The organism is Marinobacter sp. ATCH36 (assembly GCF_023555055.1).
Classification (GTDB): Bacteria; Pseudomonadota; Gammaproteobacteria; order Pseudomonadales; family Oleiphilaceae; genus Marinobacter.
Window position 1 is genome coordinate 248,439 of the sequence record NZ_JAMJPL010000004.1, and the last position, 17,060, is coordinate 265,498.

15 protein-coding genes are annotated in these 17,060 nt (G+C 45.8%); all 15 read right to left on the reverse strand.

The window, feature by feature from the left end; translation table 11 throughout:
• Nucleotides 1–102: 102 nt before the first annotated feature.
• The 15 genes from M8010_RS14235 to M8010_RS14305 all read right to left on the reverse strand — a co-directional run bounded on the left by M8010_RS14235 (nt 103) and on the right by M8010_RS14305 (nt 17,051).
• The gene (locus tag M8010_RS14235) at nt 103–390 is read right to left on the reverse strand and encodes a type II toxin-antitoxin system RelE/ParE family toxin (RefSeq protein WP_250092350.1); all 288 of its coding nucleotides are present in this window, start codon (nt 388–390) and stop codon (nt 103–105) included.
• Entirely contained in the window at nt 368–634 is a 267-nt protein-coding gene (locus tag M8010_RS14240) for a type II toxin-antitoxin system ParD family antitoxin (protein WP_250092352.1), read from the reverse strand. Before M8010_RS14240 ends, M8010_RS14235 begins: the two co-directional genes overlap by 23 nt.
• A gap of 48 nt (nt 635–682) precedes the next feature.
• A complete protein-coding gene (gene rfbC, locus M8010_RS14245; protein ID WP_250092353.1) occupies nt 683–1,228 on the reverse strand; it encodes a dTDP-4-dehydrorhamnose 3,5-epimerase in 546 nt (181 codons plus the stop codon).
• 20 nt (nt 1,229–1,248) lie between these two features.
• Nucleotides 1,249–2,817, reverse strand: coding sequence for a phosphoglucomutase (locus M8010_RS14250; RefSeq protein ID WP_250092355.1), 1,569 nt, complete (start codon nt 2,815–2,817; stop codon nt 1,249–1,251).
• A 23-nt stretch (nt 2,818–2,840) separates the two neighbouring features.
• Entirely contained in the window at nt 2,841–5,135 is a 2,295-nt protein-coding gene (locus tag M8010_RS14255) for a glycosyltransferase family 2 protein (protein WP_250092357.1), read from the reverse strand.
• A gap of 30 nt (nt 5,136–5,165) precedes the next feature.
• The gene (locus M8010_RS14260) at nt 5,166–6,080 is read right to left on the reverse strand and encodes a glycosyltransferase family 2 protein (protein ID WP_250092364.1); all 915 of its coding nucleotides are present in this window, start codon (nt 6,078–6,080) and stop codon (nt 5,166–5,168) included.
• On the reverse strand, nt 6,073–7,050 hold the full coding sequence (locus tag M8010_RS14265) for a sulfotransferase family 2 domain-containing protein (protein WP_250092366.1): 978 nt from the start codon (nt 7,048–7,050) through the stop codon (nt 6,073–6,075). The genes M8010_RS14260 and M8010_RS14265 overlap by 8 nt, the downstream gene beginning before the upstream one ends.
• A gap of 135 nt (nt 7,051–7,185) precedes the next feature.
• Nucleotides 7,186–8,592 carry a mannose-1-phosphate guanylyltransferase/mannose-6-phosphate isomerase gene (locus M8010_RS14270; RefSeq protein ID WP_250092367.1) on the reverse strand — a complete coding sequence of 469 codons (1,407 nt, stop codon included), beginning with the start codon at nt 8,590–8,592 and terminating at the stop codon, nt 7,186–7,188.
• 27 nt (nt 8,593–8,619) lie between these two features.
• A complete protein-coding gene (locus M8010_RS14275) occupies nt 8,620–10,230 on the reverse strand; it encodes a tetratricopeptide repeat protein (protein ID WP_250092372.1) in 1,611 nt (536 codons plus the stop codon).
• 150 nt (nt 10,231–10,380) lie between these two features.
• Nucleotides 10,381–11,349 (reverse strand): hypothetical protein, encoded by a 969-nt coding sequence (locus M8010_RS14280; protein ID WP_250092379.1) that lies wholly within the window; start codon nt 11,347–11,349, stop codon nt 10,381–10,383.
• Nucleotides 11,350–11,430: 81 nt separating this feature from the next.
• Nucleotides 11,431–12,159, reverse strand: coding sequence for a dTDP-4-amino-4,6-dideoxyglucose formyltransferase (locus M8010_RS14285; protein WP_250092381.1), 729 nt, complete (start codon nt 12,157–12,159; stop codon nt 11,431–11,433).
• A gap of 406 nt (nt 12,160–12,565) precedes the next feature.
• Nucleotides 12,566–13,426, reverse strand: a complete 861-nt coding sequence (locus tag M8010_RS14290) for a hypothetical protein (RefSeq protein WP_250092383.1) — start codon at nt 13,424–13,426, stop codon at nt 12,566–12,568.
• 98 nt (nt 13,427–13,524) lie between these two features.
• A complete protein-coding gene (locus M8010_RS14295) occupies nt 13,525–15,201 on the reverse strand; it encodes a hypothetical protein (RefSeq protein WP_250092385.1) in 1,677 nt (558 codons plus the stop codon).
• Nucleotides 15,191–16,315 carry a DegT/DnrJ/EryC1/StrS family aminotransferase gene (locus M8010_RS14300; protein WP_250092386.1) on the reverse strand — a complete coding sequence of 375 codons (1,125 nt, stop codon included), beginning with the start codon at nt 16,313–16,315 and terminating at the stop codon, nt 15,191–15,193. The genes M8010_RS14295 and M8010_RS14300 overlap by 11 nt, the downstream gene beginning before the upstream one ends.
• Nucleotides 16,302–17,051, reverse strand: coding sequence for a sulfotransferase family 2 domain-containing protein (locus M8010_RS14305; RefSeq protein ID WP_250092387.1), 750 nt, complete (start codon nt 17,049–17,051; stop codon nt 16,302–16,304). Before M8010_RS14305 ends, M8010_RS14300 begins: the two co-directional genes overlap by 14 nt.
• Nucleotides 17,052–17,060 lie beyond the last annotated feature (9 nt).

Consider the following 17,060-nt stretch of genomic DNA (forward strand, 5'->3'; position numbering starts at 1 on the left):
CTGATACAGCGAATCAACCAGACGGGGAAGGTAGCGGGCCTAATGGCTGAAGCGCTGCCCATCCCAGTGCATCATGCCCTCGCGGGCTGACCATGACTGAATTCATAAAGCGGCCCCAACATCTTGATTACGCAAGATACGGACAATAAGAACTCCAGTTTGATCAATCCTGTAGTAAATTGAATGACTCTGATAAACACTGAACCTGAATCCTGGCTTAATATGTTCAATGGCAGGATATAAATCAGGCTGCGCTGCGATCTGCTCAAAGCGCTTTTCCAAGCCATCGGCATAAGCATCCGCTTGCCTCAGACCAAAATTCAGTAAACCGAACAAATAGACAGATTCAAAATCCTCATCCGCTCTTTTACTGAGCCGGTAGTTTACCATCTGCTTCCAGCCTCTCCCTGGCCGCCTGGCGAATTTCCTGCGGGGTACGATTGCTGATACCACTTCGCTCACCCTCCTCAAGAGCTGCCCGAAGTTGTTCAACCCCCGCATTACGAGCCTGATCCTGGCGGATCAAATCACGAAAATACTCGCTGTCGTTGGTGAATCCGCCATTAGCAATACGAGACTTAACCCAGTCGCCTTGTTGGTCGGTCAGTGAAATTGTCTTGCGTATGGTCGCCATATCTTCACCATGCATCAATGTTCATACGATCGATGCAGAATAGCACAATTATTCAAAACCCGGCGCATCCCGAAACAATAACCCATTACCATCCTTCTCAGACACCCGTGGCGCCTCACCCTTCAGCGGCCAGTCAATCCCCAGATCCGGATCATCCCAGCGAATGGAATACTCATCCCCCGGCGCATAATAATCCGTGCACTTGTACTGAAACTCTGCCTCATCGCTGGTCACATAAAACGCATGAGCAAAACCGGGCGGAACCCACAGCATCTGCTTGTTCTCTTCGCTCAAAGTAGCACCTACCCACTGGCCAAAGGTGGGCGAGCTTTTGCGCAGATCCACCGCCACATCAAACACCTCACCACGGGTCACCCGAACCAGCTTGCCCTGGGGGTTTTCAAGCTGGTAGTGCAGGCCACGCAAAATGCCCTTGGCGGACTTGCTGTGGTTATCCTGCACGAAAGTGTAGTTACCGCAGTGCTTTTCAAACTCGCTCTGGCGGAAGGTTTCGAGGAAGAAGCCACGCTCGTCCCCGAATACTTTGGGGGTCATCAACACAACATCGGGAATCTTCAGTGGTTGGTAGTCCATTCGAATCTTCTCACCCTTGTTTACAATAAAGTTTCAGCCTGCTCAAAAATCTGAGCCAGGTGTTCCTCGTTCACAAAACTCTCGGCGTAGACCTTACACAATTTCTCCGTTCCGCTCGGTCTGGCTGCGAACCAACCGTTTCTGGTCGTTACCTTAACGCCACCAATGGCTGCGCTATTGCCTGGCGCCGTCGTAAAGACTTCCATTACGCGATCGCCCGCCAACTCCGAAAACGGCAAGTCTGCTGGTTTGAGTGTTTTCAGGCGCTGCTTTTGCGCCTCCGAGGCAGGAAAATCCTTGCGGCGATACACCGGGGCGCCGTATTTCTCGGTCAATTCCTTGTAATACTCACTGGGCAGCTTGCCCGTTTTTGCCCGGATTTCTGCGGCCAAAAGGCAAAGGATGATGCCATCTTTGTCGGTGCTCCAGGGCTTGCCGTCCATCGTCAGAAAACTCGCACCCGCGCTTTCCTCTCCGCCGAAGGCCAGGCTTCCTCCATGAAGGCCCTCTACAAACCACTTGAAGCCAACAGGAACCTCGTAAAGCCCCGCACTTCGGCCGGCCACCACCCTGTCGATCATTGAGGAGGACACCAACGTTTTACCCACTTTCAAATCCGGCGACCATTCCGGCCGATGGCTGAGCAGATAATCGATGCACACGGCCAGATAATGGTTCGGGTTCATCAGGCCGCCAGCATCCACAACCCCATGCCGGTCCGCATCCGGATCATTGCCGAACGCCAGGTCAAAGCGATCCCGGATCTTGAGAAGGTTTGCCATCGCTGCCGGGCTGGAACAATCCATACGGATCTTCCCATCGTGGTCCGGCGGCATAAACGCAAACTCAGGGTCCTGCTGGCGATTGACGATCTCCAGGTCCAGGCAATAGGTCTCGGCAACAGCCTGCCAAACCGCCAGTGCCGAGCCGCCCATGGGATCAACACCAAGCTTCAGACCACTCTCGGCAATGGCCGCCATATCGATCACCTGCGGCAATGCACGCACATAGCGCTGCACGTAATCCCAGGGTTCTGGAGCAACAGCGGCACTGCCAAGCGGAGAGGTTTTTACGCCATCAAGGCCCGCTGCCAGAATCTCGTTTGCGCGTTGCTCGATCCAGCCCGTGGCGTCCGTGCCTGCCGGCCCACCATCCGGGCCATTGTACTTGATCCCTCCGTCTTCAGGCGGATTGTGAGAGGGCGTGATGATCAACCCGTCTGCCAGACCAGCGGGGCTATCGGCGTTGTGGGCCAGAATGGCGTGGGAGACAAGCGGTGTAGGCGTATAGCCACCATTGGCATCGACTCGTGTAACCACCCCATTGCCGGCAAGCACTTCCAGAACCGTATCCATGGCAACGCCGGACAATCCGTGGGTATCTTTGCCAACATAGAGCGGCCCGGCAACACCCTGGCGACTACGCCACTCCACCACCGCCTGGGTTATGGCGAGGATGTGAGGCTGGTTAAAACTCCGATTCAGCGAGGAACCACGATGGCCCGAGGTGCCGAAAGTGACGCGTTCTGCGGAGTTTAACGGGTTTGGTGTATACTGCTTATAGGCGGAAAGTAATTTAGAGATGATCATATGATAGTCGCTTGAATTTCGGATCAGAGCGGACGAAGAGAGAAATCTTCATGGATCAGCGTCAAGTTTGAATTGTAGGCGGGATCAATGAACAAAACATCGCCCCACCGCTTGCGCATATAATCTGCCTCACCATTGTGGCGATCCCGTTTTTCCGGCGTATCGTCAGCGCCACGGGAAACCGATTCATGATGATATGCCTCTGCAAAGGGCGTCCATAAATTTCGATACCCCGCCTCACGGACTTTGAGGCAAAAATCAACGTCATTGAATGCGATAGCCAAGTTGTCTTCATCCAAACCACCGACTTCAACAAAAACAGGTTTTCTAACCAACAAACATGCACCTGTTACCGCCGACATATTATGAACCAGGTGCAAACGTGAAAAATAACCATCGGCATAACGGTCAAAATACTTGTGAGAATGCCCGGCTACTCCTCCAATGCCCAGAACCACCCCGGCGTGTTGAATCGTATTATTCGGGTAATACAATTTGGCTCCCACACACCCTATTTCCGGGCGGGCTGCATGCCGTACCATCTCGCACAGCCAGTCGGCATTGATAGGCTCGACATCGTTATTTACCAGGCCAATAATCTCACCGCGCGCCTGCTCTGCACCAAAGTTATTAATAGCCGAGTAATTGAACGGAAAATCCCAGCGTAAGACCCTTACCCGCGGATCCTCAGACACTTCAGCCATATACTGCAGTGTTTGCTCGCAACTGGACTGGTTATCCAGGATCAGAACCTCGAAATTCGAATAATCCGTTCGGCTGAGCAATGCATCCACACAGGGTTTGAGAATATCAACACCATCACGGGTGGGAATCAGCAAACTGACCATGGGAGGCATTTCCGGCAACGGGTATTTCACGCGATAAGTGTTGGGTACCGGCCCCTCCAGAACGGATACCCCGGGGATATTTGAAACGGCCTCAGACACGGCATTCAGGCCTGCTTGCGTTGTATAGAGCTTCTCACCGCTGGCCCTAGCAGTGGATCCTTCAAGGGATCGCCAGTGATAAAGCACTTCGGGAATATGAACGATATACCGTTCATCCAACCCATTCGCAAAACGCAAAACCAAGTCGTGGTCCTGGCTGCCCTCGAAACCCTCACGAAAACCACCAATCTGCCGAATGCGCTCGGTTTGATACACACCAAGATGGCTGATGTAATTTTGACCAAACAGCAGTTCAGGATTCCAGTCAGGCTTGAAGTGGGGGTCAAAACGCTGGCCGAACTCATCCAGCTTATCTTCGTCGGAATAAACCAAAAGCGCATCCGGGTGTTCGTTCAACGCTTTGGCAACCCAAAGCAGTGCATCAGCCGCTAGTTCATCATCGTGATCCAGTAAAGAAATGAAGTCGCCCTCCGCAATTTCCAGTGCCGAATTACTCGCGATACTAATGTGCCCGTTCACGGACCGATGCACCACATTGATTCGCGTATCGAGGGCTGCGTAATCATCGAGAACTCTTCTTACCTCGGGATCAGTCGAAGCATCGTTGGCAATACAGAGTTGCCAATTTGGATAGGTTTGATACAACACCGACTCTATCGCCAATTCTAAAAATGCGATAGTCGGGTTGTACACCGGCACAAGCACGGAAAAAAGTGGCCGCTTCACCATACTATCCAAAAGTGCTTTGCGCTCCATTTTCGACATCTGATCCCGGGCGGCCAACCACTCATTGTAATCGAGCGTTGAGCTAGTCTTGGCGAAGGTTTGCTCGTAATGCTGCGAAAGCACATCATCGGACGAGGCCGTACTTTTCTCCCGTGCAAGTTCCTCCAATCTTGCCGGAACTTTCGACGGCTTTAGCCCCTTATAAGCCGGGTGAAGATTGACCAACCGCTGATATATTCGCTTGCTTGCAAATCGCCAGGGCGCCCAGGCAAAACGCAGGCGCGCCAACGAAAACTCACCGGTGCAATCGATGGGGTCAAACCGAAACCGTCGAGTACCTTTCGGAACTTTGACCAAGCGTTTTGTTAAGCGGCCCCGTTTCAAAGGGAACACACAGCTACAGGCCTCAGTGAAACCTTCACCAGTATCAAAATATAGCTTTGCTACAGCACTGGTGGCATTGGTCGGTACGTTAACCTCCACCATGTAAAAGCCACTTTTCATCAACCGATTCCGGGTAATAAATTGCGGGTCCGGCCCAACAGCTACCAGGTGATGGTTACTGGCAATACTGGCTAACTCAACCTGAGCCAGAGGCTCGAGATCTGCGGCAACATTCCGCACAAGAGGTGAACGGTTTAGAAGGGCAACAAGTACCTTACGAACAACCTGCCTTACTCTCAACTTATAACTCCTGGCTGCGGCAATAAAACATCATTTGGCATTACTCAAAGCACGTGCAATGCGATCGTGCTCTACCGACATTTTTCTGAACCAAGTCTCTGCCACGGGTATTACCTCATCATTCAAATTAAATTCCCGGAAATACGCATCGCCTCGAACATGGTCTTTGCCAATCACTGCATCGCCCTTATATTTCTTTTTGCCGATAAATTCCTCTTCAGACTTGAGCGCGTAGTGATTAACTCGCAGCCCGGCATTGCACACAGTGAGCGAAACACCTGTGGTCGCACCCTTACGAACCGGCTCTATTCCTTGCTTGAAATTTGCGAACTTCAGCTGTTCACCCTGAGTGTTAACGTACACATACCCTGGTTTCAGCGCAGCTCTATGAGGGAAGACCTTGTTTACCGCCTTCGGTCGATAAACCGATTTCAAAAAGTAATTCCGGTGGCGAATGTCACTCGCCGCATGACTAAAGCGCTTTAATACGAACCCATCTCCTCGTTTTTTCTGGTTGCCCGTTCCATAAACCCGCCAATTAATTCCAAGGGCACCAACGTCCGGGTCCTTAAAGCGTCTACGAAGATAATCAGCTGCCGTATAGGAGCCTTGCGGCATCAAAAACTCATCGGCGTCGATAAAACCAATAAGATCGAAACTCTCCTCATAGTCTCTCAGAACTCTCTGATATGCCTCCTGTTGTGCACCAGCTTTCGTTTCGATCGTATGAAGCCTCAAGAACTTCAGCTTTTCCAGTTTAGAAAGTAACTCCAAAGTTCCGTCGTCTGAACCATTGTCGTAAACAATGAAATGGTGGATACCCTGAACTCGGTGCCATGCTAACCATTCCAGAACGTAGTCAACTTCATTTTTAAAGATCGCACCGATAGCCACAGTTGCCTTTTTCCTGAACAGTTTTGAAAACACTGCAAATGTATTATGCATCTGAAAATTCAACTTCCGCGAGAACCTGCCCGGTCTCAGCAACCACCGCGCTCACCAACGTACCTGGGTCAACCGGAGTCGGGAAATTCAAATGAAAGCCAACGTATCCTTTTCGAGGGGGGCCGAGCTGCAACAATCCCGGGCGAAGATCCGTGGCTTTAACTGTGGCGCATTTCTTTTCATTCAGGAAAACGTCGATTTCAACTGGGATCCTCTTGTCCGCAAACCACGCCCACCCTTGTACGCTCTTCTTGTTTACACTTTGGATGGTGCCATGGACAAAGGGGAGCTTGTCATCAAAAAGCTGCTTTCGCTGATTAAAAATCCTTACTCCCCGTCCATAAAGTTCGATGTCTTGCTGATTGAGTCCATGCAATTCATCCAACTGTTCTTGCGGAATTTGATAATTTTGCTCTCTGTCTTGCCGCCCCATATTCATGACGGAGTATTCAATCTTTGATGAATAGGTGTCATTCAAAATATCCAGACTAACCTGATAGTCCTCCGTTAGCCCCAGCATACCAATCGACTCTAATGGCACATGATGCAATAGTTTGGACAAACGGTTAATGAAACCAGGCTTCCTGTAAAAAGACGGAAAATCACCCTCATAATTATAGTTTCTAACAAAGTGATTATATTCAGACATCACTCTTTGAATCGGGTCTCTTAAAAAGGTCACCGTTTGAGAAACACCAAATAAATGCACATATTTTATTGCGTGCACGTGTCCACTAAGAAAGCTGTATGAATGCTGTTCAAAAATCTGATCAAAGACAAACGGATCTTTATTTTCATAGATGAATTCAGTCACCAATTCTGAGGTTTCACTGGATTTTAGCGAGTAATCATAAACCACGTTACCTGATCCAAAATAGTTTTCAGCCGACTTCCGAAAGCTTGTTCCGGCAGTTTTAGGAATATGAACAAAAAAGATTGGCAACATCTGAAAAGCAGCACCTTCTTTCAATAATTAATCGAAGCCGTTTCGGACCATTATGGTAGATATATAGTCATAACCTTGGATACAGAATCCTGCTAAGGATTCGATCTTCCAACCAAGGATAAGAAAAATCCTGCAAAATATTAATATCAACAGTGTAAGTTAGCTGCGCCCATAACGATCCTCAAACCTCACAATGTCATCCTCACCAAGATAAGAACCACTCTGAACCTCAATCAACTCCAACGGAATTCGACCCGGATTTTCAAGAGAATGTACCTTCCCAACAGGGATGTAGACGGACTCATTCTCAGTAACCATAGTCGTGGCATCATCAACTGTGACGGATGCTGTACCAGAAACAACGATCCAGTGCTCTGCCCGATGATGATGCATCTGAACAGAAAGCTTTTCTCCCGGCTTAACCGTTATACGTTTTACCTGGTAACGAGTGCCTTTATCGACCGAATCGTATCTGCCCCACGGGCGGTATACTTCCCGATGAAGACGATATTCTGGGCGGTCACTTTGCTTTAGGGTGTCAACCAGGTGTTTCACATCCTGCACGTGATTTTTATGAGCGACCAGCACCGAATCTTTCGTCTGAACAACAACAAGATCGTTCACCCCAACAGTCGCCACCAAGGCATTTTCGGACATGACCAGATTATTTGATGATCGGTGGTTTAGCACGTCACCCAGATTGGCATTGCCGTTCATGTCCTTTTCAGCGATGTCCCAAATTGCTGACCAGGAACCTACATCGCTCCAGCCCGCATCCAAGGGAACCACAAGCGCTCTTTTCGTGTGCTCCATGACGGCGTAATCCACAGATTCCGACGGGCACGCAAGAAATGCCTTCTCATTAACTCGGATAAAATCCAAGTCTTCGTTCGCATCGTTAAACGCCGACTCACAAGCCTCGAGGATATCTGGCCGGAACGTTCTCAGTTCTTCCAGATAGGTATCTGCCCGGAACAAAAACATGCCGCTGTTCCAGTAATAATTGCCGCTATCAAGGTGATTCTGTGCTGCTTCGGCATCGGGTTTCTCTACAAACTCTGCTACCGAATAGGCACAGTCCCTGGGTTCTCCCCGACGGATATAGCCGTACCCGGTCTCGGGATGGGTCGGAACAATTCCAAAGGTTAATAACTCACCCTCATTTGCGAGCGGAACTGCGCTCTTTACGGAGTCACGAAAGGCGTCAGGATCGGAAATGGTATGGTCTGCGGCCAAAACCAGAAGCAGGGCCTCAGGGTTCTTTTGTCGAGCGGTCAAAGCCGCTAAGGCAATAGCCGGCGCCGTATTTCTGCCGGCTGGCTCAAGAATAATGTTGTGGTCGAGGTGGCCCAGTTGCCGCATTTGCTCGGCCGCCAGAAACCTATGCTCTTCATTGCAGATCAAGAGTGATTCTGCAACGTTCAGGCCTTCTAGCCGACGCACCGTTTCCTGCAACATTGAGTGCTCACTGCCCGTGAGCGACAAAAACTGTTTTGGGTATGCCTGGCGGGACATCGGCCATAGGCGGGTGCCGTTACCGCCAGCCATAATTACCGGGTAAATCATCAAAACATCCTTTGGGTAATAGAACAGTTACTGCCACGCCAGCACGATTCGGCGGGCCAGATCTTTCCTTGCGGCTAAGTCGGGGACGGTGGCGAGTGTTTTTACAACCTGTGCTCGTACCTCAGGGCGTTGGGTACGTTGCCGAGCCCACTCTTTGTAGAGTTTTTGACCCGCGGGGTAATCAATTTTCATCAGCAGCGTCATTCGCTGCTTTTCGAGTAGCTCAGGCCTATCTGCCTGGGCCTCCAATAATTTCAGCGCCTCTTCAGTCTTGCCTTGTTGATCAAGCACATTAGCCAGCGCGTGGAACATCAGTGGCTTAGTGTTGCCACTATCTATACCTTTTCGCAGCAGTGCTTCCGCCTCCTCATACCGAGCAAGAACCAAATAAAGATAAGCCATGCGAACATGGAAAACCGGATTTGCCGGATTGCGGGAAAGCGCGATTCTATAAAAATGTTCCGCCCCCTCGAAGTCGAACTCCGCTTCGCGGCAGGTGCCTAAAAGCATATAAATATATGGTGGAGTTTTTCCCGAAAGCAAAACCTGATTCAACGCATTCTCGGCCTTATCGACATGGCCCCGAGCCTTCAGTGCAGTAGCAAGCTTTTCCCACATCTCCGGATGGTGAGTAGCTTCGAGCTTTACACGTTGCCAAAGCTCGTCAACCGACAGTTTTACCAGTGGATTAATACGAGCGTAATCAAGTAGTGCCTCAAGATCTTCAGGAATGGGGCCAAGCCCAACCGTTGGTTCAACCTTTTCTGCTGCTGACAGCAAGCCCTCATACACTGAAAGTTGATCGCATTTAAGCTCAACATCTGGAATCCAGTTTGGCTCCTCATTTGGGGCGCGGTGGTCCGCAAACTGAAGCAAGGCCTGCCAGACTTCTTCCATCTCGGCAATTTTGGATTCTGGGAGCCTCTCTCGCACCGACTGCTCTATCCGGTCGTGAACCAGCGATTTCTTTATAGGACTAGGGACACTCTCATCTAGGTCTAGATCAAACCGATCGTTAACCAGAGCTGGGAGATTGAGCCCCGAGAGCACGGCCTGATGGGTTATTGTTAACCTCTGATTAACCGGGCAAGACCGCAGAAATTCGAGAATATTCCGGTTGTAGGTTAACCACATGTCCGCAGCTAGCAGAGGATTGAACCAAAAGCTGCCATCTATTTCACTAGGGCCTTCGGAAAGCGAAATTGATCCGCTGTGTCGGCGGCAGAGAGATTGAAAATTTCCAGACCAATGACGCACTACCACTATGTATCTGCCACACGACCCTGCTGCTTTACGCCATTCTTCTAAGAACAGGCAAGCTCTGGGGTCCTTTACTCCGAAATATTTCTCCTTAGACAATTTTTTTCGATAATAGAGATAGCGAGTAAAGAAATCCGACAACCAACCTTCTATTGGCCCTATATTACCCTCACACCTCCAATCAACCCCATTCACCAAAAGGGCACCGTCATGCAAGTTAACAACCGCCATATCTTCATGGTGGCCCAAGGGGTTAGACAAGGCGCCGGGCATCAAATAAGCGCCAACGAAAAGTCCGCTGTTCTCAAGAATGCTTGACAGCAAAGAAGTCGCAGAACGATGAAACCCAACTATGAAAACAGAATTAGTGCCAGCCATCGACCAAATCTTTAGGTTTTAAAAACTCAAAATCTCCAATTGTTTAAATTAAAAAACTTCTGCTAAAAAAAACCCGACGCATTCAACATGGGCATTCCTAAATACATCAGTTTTTAATTAAACGCGCACCAAACCTGAACAAAATTACGGCTACTTAAAGAGAGCGAAACGTTCATCATGGGTTGTTTTCGCATATTCAATCACATCAAAAACATCCGTCGAGGACAGTGCATCAAATACCATCGGTAAAACGGCGCCCCGATCTGAAAAATCAATACTAGAACCAAAAGCATCGGCATATTCTTTGAGGTTATTCACCTCCGCGAGACGTAGCGCAAAATTGTTCAATTCTCTGGCTTCATCGTTTCCAATGAACGTATATCTTTTCTCATCATCTAAAAACTCAAAATCTGGATTCGAGAGAACCGAGACTGCAGTTTTTCGATCTATCCTAAGACCGAACTTTTCGTTGATCTCATCCAAAAAATGCAAAAATAATTGTGACTTATATGAAAATTTAGAAGTATCCCTCAAACCAAGAAGCGCTTTTTCCGTTACATTCTGATTTATACCTAGTATAGACGAGAAAACATCAACAACGTCAAACTGTTTCGTATAAGCCAGTATACTCAAGGACTGTGCGTGCTGCGCCTTCATTTTCGCCACTCCCCTCAAAAACATTTCGAACCATTTTCTTCTGGACTTAATGTAAACGGAAATGTCGCCTTTAAAGCTTCCGAATCTCACTTGTTGGCAATACATGCTATCCAAAAATGAATCAAATCGGCGGAGCACAAGATAAACCTTCAATTCAGAGATTTTACCGCAGCGATCAAAAAAATTTGAAATATTGCCAATATCGCTACCAAATCCATTACTGAAGCTCTCGGATGATATAACGGAACACTTATCGGAACAACCGAAATTAATTAACTCGTTATAAAAATCATCGATTGGAGAGCCTGAAATAACCGAATTTGCAAGCTTATGATGAGCAATCCCGGCTTTAAATTTATCAAAATAATTTATGTAACCTTTATTGCCCAACTTATTAAAATAGAACTGGGCAAGGGAGGTTCCAGTTTTAGGCATACCGCAATGAACAATGAGTTTCGTCATCACAAATCTCTTAAAAAATTTTTTTGAATTTTGCGCGATTAAGAACAGCCCTGACCTTAACCCGAAAACAGTATTAACCTTTTATTGAATACCTTTTTTCGTCTCAACCCTTAAAAAAACTTTTTGACCTTCAGTGTCAACAAAAAATGCGTTCCAGTAAGGAGGATGTGAAAGCGCTCGCATACGATTTATAAAATCCCCGATCCTTACTTCCTCATCAAGATCTATCAATTGCAGCGCACGAAAATCTGAGACGGAATTATAATTACCTTTATCTTCGACCAACCTTCCGAGAGGTTTAGAGCTAAAAATCAGATTATCTATATTAAGTCGAAGAAGCTCCTTCTCCTTTTCCAAAACTCTACGATAAACAGTCTCAGAGACATCGTCTGAGTATATAGGCACCATCGCTTGGTCTACAATTGGACCGCCATCAATATCCGCGGTCATACGATGTATTGTGCATCCAGCCGGCAAACCATTTATAATTGAAAAAGCCTGAGGATACCAACCTTTATTGAACGGATTATACCCAGGATGAACATTATAACACGGAACAGAATTAACCAGTTCTTCGGGAAAAATTTGTTTACTATGACAGGAAATACCAATGTCGTAGCCGGAATAGACATTTACATTATTTTTTAGATTTACCGGACTGGCCCAATCGAAGCCGCTTGACCGCAGCGGAGAAACCGGTGAACAAAAATAATCCACATCAACCATTGAACTTTCGTCAAGCAACGCCTTTATGAATGACGCCATTTCACAGTTATCTGAAAGCACGAAAACTTTTTTTCTTTCAAACACAAATTAGCCTCCTAACTTAAATATATATAAATAAAACCCAGGAATTCCCTTTTATCTTGGGTTTAAAATTTTTCTTTTTACGTTCGCAGAATCATTCAACACGCACAAGCCTTGGTAAACGGTGATTGCGGCCATGCTAAGCATCAACATAAGATATAGGTCACTATTAAAAGAGGTTTATTTTACGACAGATTAAAAAAAATATCCAAAAGCTCACTTAAATAAGACACCGTTTGGATTTTTTTAAAAACACAAAAAATCTTTACGTGATTGCAAAAGGCATAATTCTACCAACTCGTATTTCCAAGAAAACCAAAAAACGTTCATTTTTACTTTTAGGTTGAAGAAAACCTTGTTGAACTTGGAAAAAAATACCTACACTATTAAAAAATTAAGCCATTTTCTTTTAAATCGCTCCGCGAATTTCAACTATTGCACGCTCTGCAAGATGAGGTGAACTAAAGCGCCGAATGAAAATTTCAAGATCTCGCCCTGTAAAATGCTCTTGATATTTCGCAAATACAGCCAACGCCAAGTTTGGATGGTTTGGTGCAAGCCGATTTGCAATGCCCACAGGGCGAGCACTTGCGAAGCGACGTCGCTTAGAAACAATGCCTTTAATCTCACGCAGATCATTATTTATACAACAGAATAAAAGATCTGAAAGAATTTCAGTTCCGCGAAATGCGTTTATTAGACCGTGCCCAAAGTTAGGCGAATGAATTAAATCGACTAACAAAGCACTACTGATCCGCAAAGCATGTTCATAGTCCCTCTTCGAATACTGATCCACAATTAAGAATGCTTTGCCACTATAATCCCCCTCTGCAACTTTCATATCTTTATTATTTTCGGGGTTAAAGTGTCGATTGAACCTTGGGTCTTTAATATCAAATGGATCTATTGAGAACTGTGGTGAGAGCGATAAAACACTCGATAAACTTAATGCGTCTCCATATTTGAGTACAGCATAAGCGCCCATTGAATAGCCATAGCCAACCTTATTTTCGGTTTGGTATTGAGGATGACTTTTTATCAACTGAATTGCTTTAAGTACCGACGCAGCTGGGTACCAATTTTGAGCCTTCGCAGTAAAGCCGAACGCAGGATATCCAATTTTCTTTATTGGTTCACCAGACCATAAAAAAAGACTGTTATTGGGTCTAGAAAACATTCCACCAAATGTGAAGATCAAAGAATTATTTCTTTGTCCATTCTGAAAGCAACAGGTTATATGATGATCTTCATAAATTTTTTGAATCGTCAAAATTTTCAAATCCCTTTACATTAATTTTACTATTTCATCTTCGGAATTTTAAAGTAAATATCGACGTAGTCACGATGATTCAAAGCATCCTTTATAATTCAAAGTTGAGACACCGAGAAATAAAGTCTTTTGGCAACATTTCTTGGAGAATGGTTATTAATGCAAGAAACCTGCTTTTCAACTAAAATATTGCGGAATTGATCATCTTTAAAAAGTGCCTCAACTTTAGACCAAAATATATCCTCATCTTCTGGATTATAGAGAGCTTCATCTGGTAAAAAATTATCTGCATCTGTACCAAGGGAGACGAGACAAGGAACTTTTTCGATAGCGGCTAAAGCTATTCCCCAGCCTCCACCGTTCAAAAGAGGTAAATGAACATAGGCTTCACAGTGCTCATAAAAGCTCCTCAAGTCGTCCACAAACTGGTAAAAATGGAGGTAGCCTTTATCGTAGAGATCATTTAAAACTTCAGAGTTGAGACATTTTGATTTATCTTTTACCCCAATAAAAACCCAGATTATATTATTTTTAATTACGAAGTCACGGAACTTAGTTAAGAATCTATCATTGTACCTCTGTAACGCAGACTCAATTCGTCCGTTTCCTAATGTAGTTACGAAGACCTTCCGGTTTCCTATACAGACGTCCGTTTTGTTTCTTACTAGAGACTTACTTTCAGGAATAAGGGGAATTGGATGCTCTATATAAAAAAACTCTCCTTGATCATTCCCTCTATTTTCAAATTTTCCTTGCGAAAAAATATATTTTGAATACTTACTTGGCTCATTCCCAGCCTGGAACTCGATTGCAAACAATTTAGATATTTTTGCTAGTCCTTTTAAAGGAATCTCTGATTGAAAAAAACCGAGCCAGAAAAATGTTATTGAAGGTCTGATGCATAATAGTGTTTCACAAATATCACTAAGATAATTATCTTGAAATGGGTCTTTAAGATTTATTTTCATGTTACCAGGTAATGTCTGTCCTATTACAGAGCTTACCTGGCCCATCAAAATTACTCGCCAATCTTTTGGCAAAGCATGTAAGTTGAATTCAAAATCTTTGGTAGCACATTCATTAGTCACAACCAAATAAACGTCAGTTTCCGGAAACTCTAAAGCGTAGCCATAGGCATATGATATGGCCTGCCTCCAATGACTACCTACGTTTTTCAGTGGCTGCGCATGACCCAACAAGAAAAGTACGCTATCGCGTTCACTTTTCTTCTTATCTGAAGGCTCACTCAAAGCTTTTTCAGCCAATAGCTCTAGGCGCGTGGAAAAGAAATTGACCCATCTGGTAAATTCTTTTTTTTTGTTTTCATTAAAGAACAGAAATTGTGGACGTTGGTCTGCTAATTTTGAGGTTGCATAAAGGCCACGATAGTCAAAATTTTCTCCACCTTTAACAGAAAAAATCTCGTTAGAATAATCAACAAAAAACTCATTGCCTAACCCATAAAGATTAGAAAGCTTAACAGCTAGAAGAAAGTTTTTTGGAATCGTCCAATTAGATACTCCCTCTTTTTCAAGGAGCTCCTTAAACCTGAAATATCTGAGCTGTCCTAAGAAAAAATCTCGAAATTCGGGGGTATCACAAACCTTGAGGACTGAATATTGGTCTTTGTCTGTAAGAAGCATCAGAAAGAGCAGAAAACGCTCGGCCAAGTCGGAATTAGGGCGGATACCAAGAGATCTGCCAGCTCTTAAGATTTCTTGGTCATAATTTAAAAGCAAATTTTCAGCTTGAAACCGTATAATCTCAGCTTGCATCTTCAATTATCCTGACTATAGCTTTTTGATCTTCAAAAGATAAATCTCCGTAAAAAGGTAAACAAAGCACCTCATTGGATACTTCAGTCGCCTCCTTTAAATTTCCTGAGCTTGAGGTAGGGCTGCCCTTATAACAAGGATATTCGCTAACCAAAGGATAGAAATATTTTCGCGAAAATACATTGTTGACTTTGAGCGCATCAAATATTTTATTCCGTCGATCCCCCGGTGTTGTCGATGATTCTATCCGCACACAAAAATATTGATAACTATTAGTTGTGTCACTTGGCATTAAGAGAGGCACCACAGTCTTGACCGACGCTAACAAATCAATATAACCTTTCCGGATTTTTCTTCTCTTTTCCTGCTCTTCTAAAACCAATTCAATTACTTCAAGACCTAGCGAGGCCTGAAGTTCGCCCATTTTGCCGTTAATCCCGGGGAGTATCACCTCTTCTTCATTTTTAATTCCGAAGTTTTTTAGATATTCTATTCTTTCTTTGAGGTTGGGGTCGTTATAAACGAGCGCCCCGCCTTCGCCCGTATGGAATAACTTAGTAGGATGGAAACTGAACATCGAAATATCACCATACTCTGCTATTGGTCTACCTTTATACTCGGTAGTAAAGGCATGGGCAGCGTCATAAATCACTTTCAAACCGTGGCGGTTAGCAATATCCTGTATTTCTTCTACATGGCAAGGGATGCCATAGACATGAGTCGCCAGAATCGCTGTAGTTTTAGCAGTAATCAAACTTTCTATTTTTTGAGGGTCAATTGTTAATCGCTCAGGATGAATGTCACAAAAAACTGGCGTTATATTGTTCCATGCTAAGACATGGGTCGTCGCTGGGAAAGTAAAGGGTGTAGTAATCACTTCACCCTGAAGGCGAAGACTCTGCACTGCTACCATTAAAGCAATGGTGCCGTTGTTAAAAAGTGAAATGTTTGTTGCTTTGATATAGCTTTTTAGCTTGGCTTCAAGCTCTTTATGCTTAGGTCCGTTATTGGAAAGCCACTTGCTTTCCCAAACACTCTCAAGCTGCGCATAGTATCGCTCCAAATCTGGGAACAAAGGGCGTGTTACCATAATTGGCTTTTCAAACGGTTCCATTTTTACCTCTTTCCTCTAAAAGCAGGTCGTAGAGCGACAGATCGTCTTGGTTCGCCTCCATCAGCTTGACGAACACTTCTGGCGAAATCCGCTCTTCAAATTCTTTGAGCTTCTCGCTCACAGTTTTCTTGATATCGCGGGTGACGTTCTTCTCAACTGGCTTCAAGCGTATGCCCTCGAAGCTTTCGTTCTGCAGCAATTGCTCCAAGCGGGCCATTGAGTCAACGAATAACTCGACAATGCCGACGAATGGCAATGTCTGCACCGCCTTCTTGGCGCGGGTAAATTCGTCGCCCTGTTTCTCACCAAACATCATCGCCAAGCGCTGCATATGGAAGTTGCGGCACTGGCGGTCGTTTGGCAGTGCCAGGCGGGTCTCGATATAGCCGGAGAGATCGGTATTGCGCGCCAGCACAGCGCCGAAGCTGTCGCCACCCTGTTTGGTTTCAAACGTATAGGCAGAAGCTATTCGATCAATGGGGTGGCGTACGAAGATGACGGGCAATACCTTTACCCCTTCTATCTGAGGGGGAGGAAGGAAAGCCGTATGCGATGAGAAAACTTTCGCCTGGGGATTCTCCGCAATCCATTTTGCGACCTGCTCCCTGTTCTCCCTCGGATTCCCGGGAAACTCTTTGGTGACCCATTCACCATCTGCAAAGTTTTCTTTAAACGCCGCGTCCAGGGACGTGCCAGCGTTTTTAAAGAGGTGGTAGTGCAGGATTACTTTTCGCATATTCTTTCT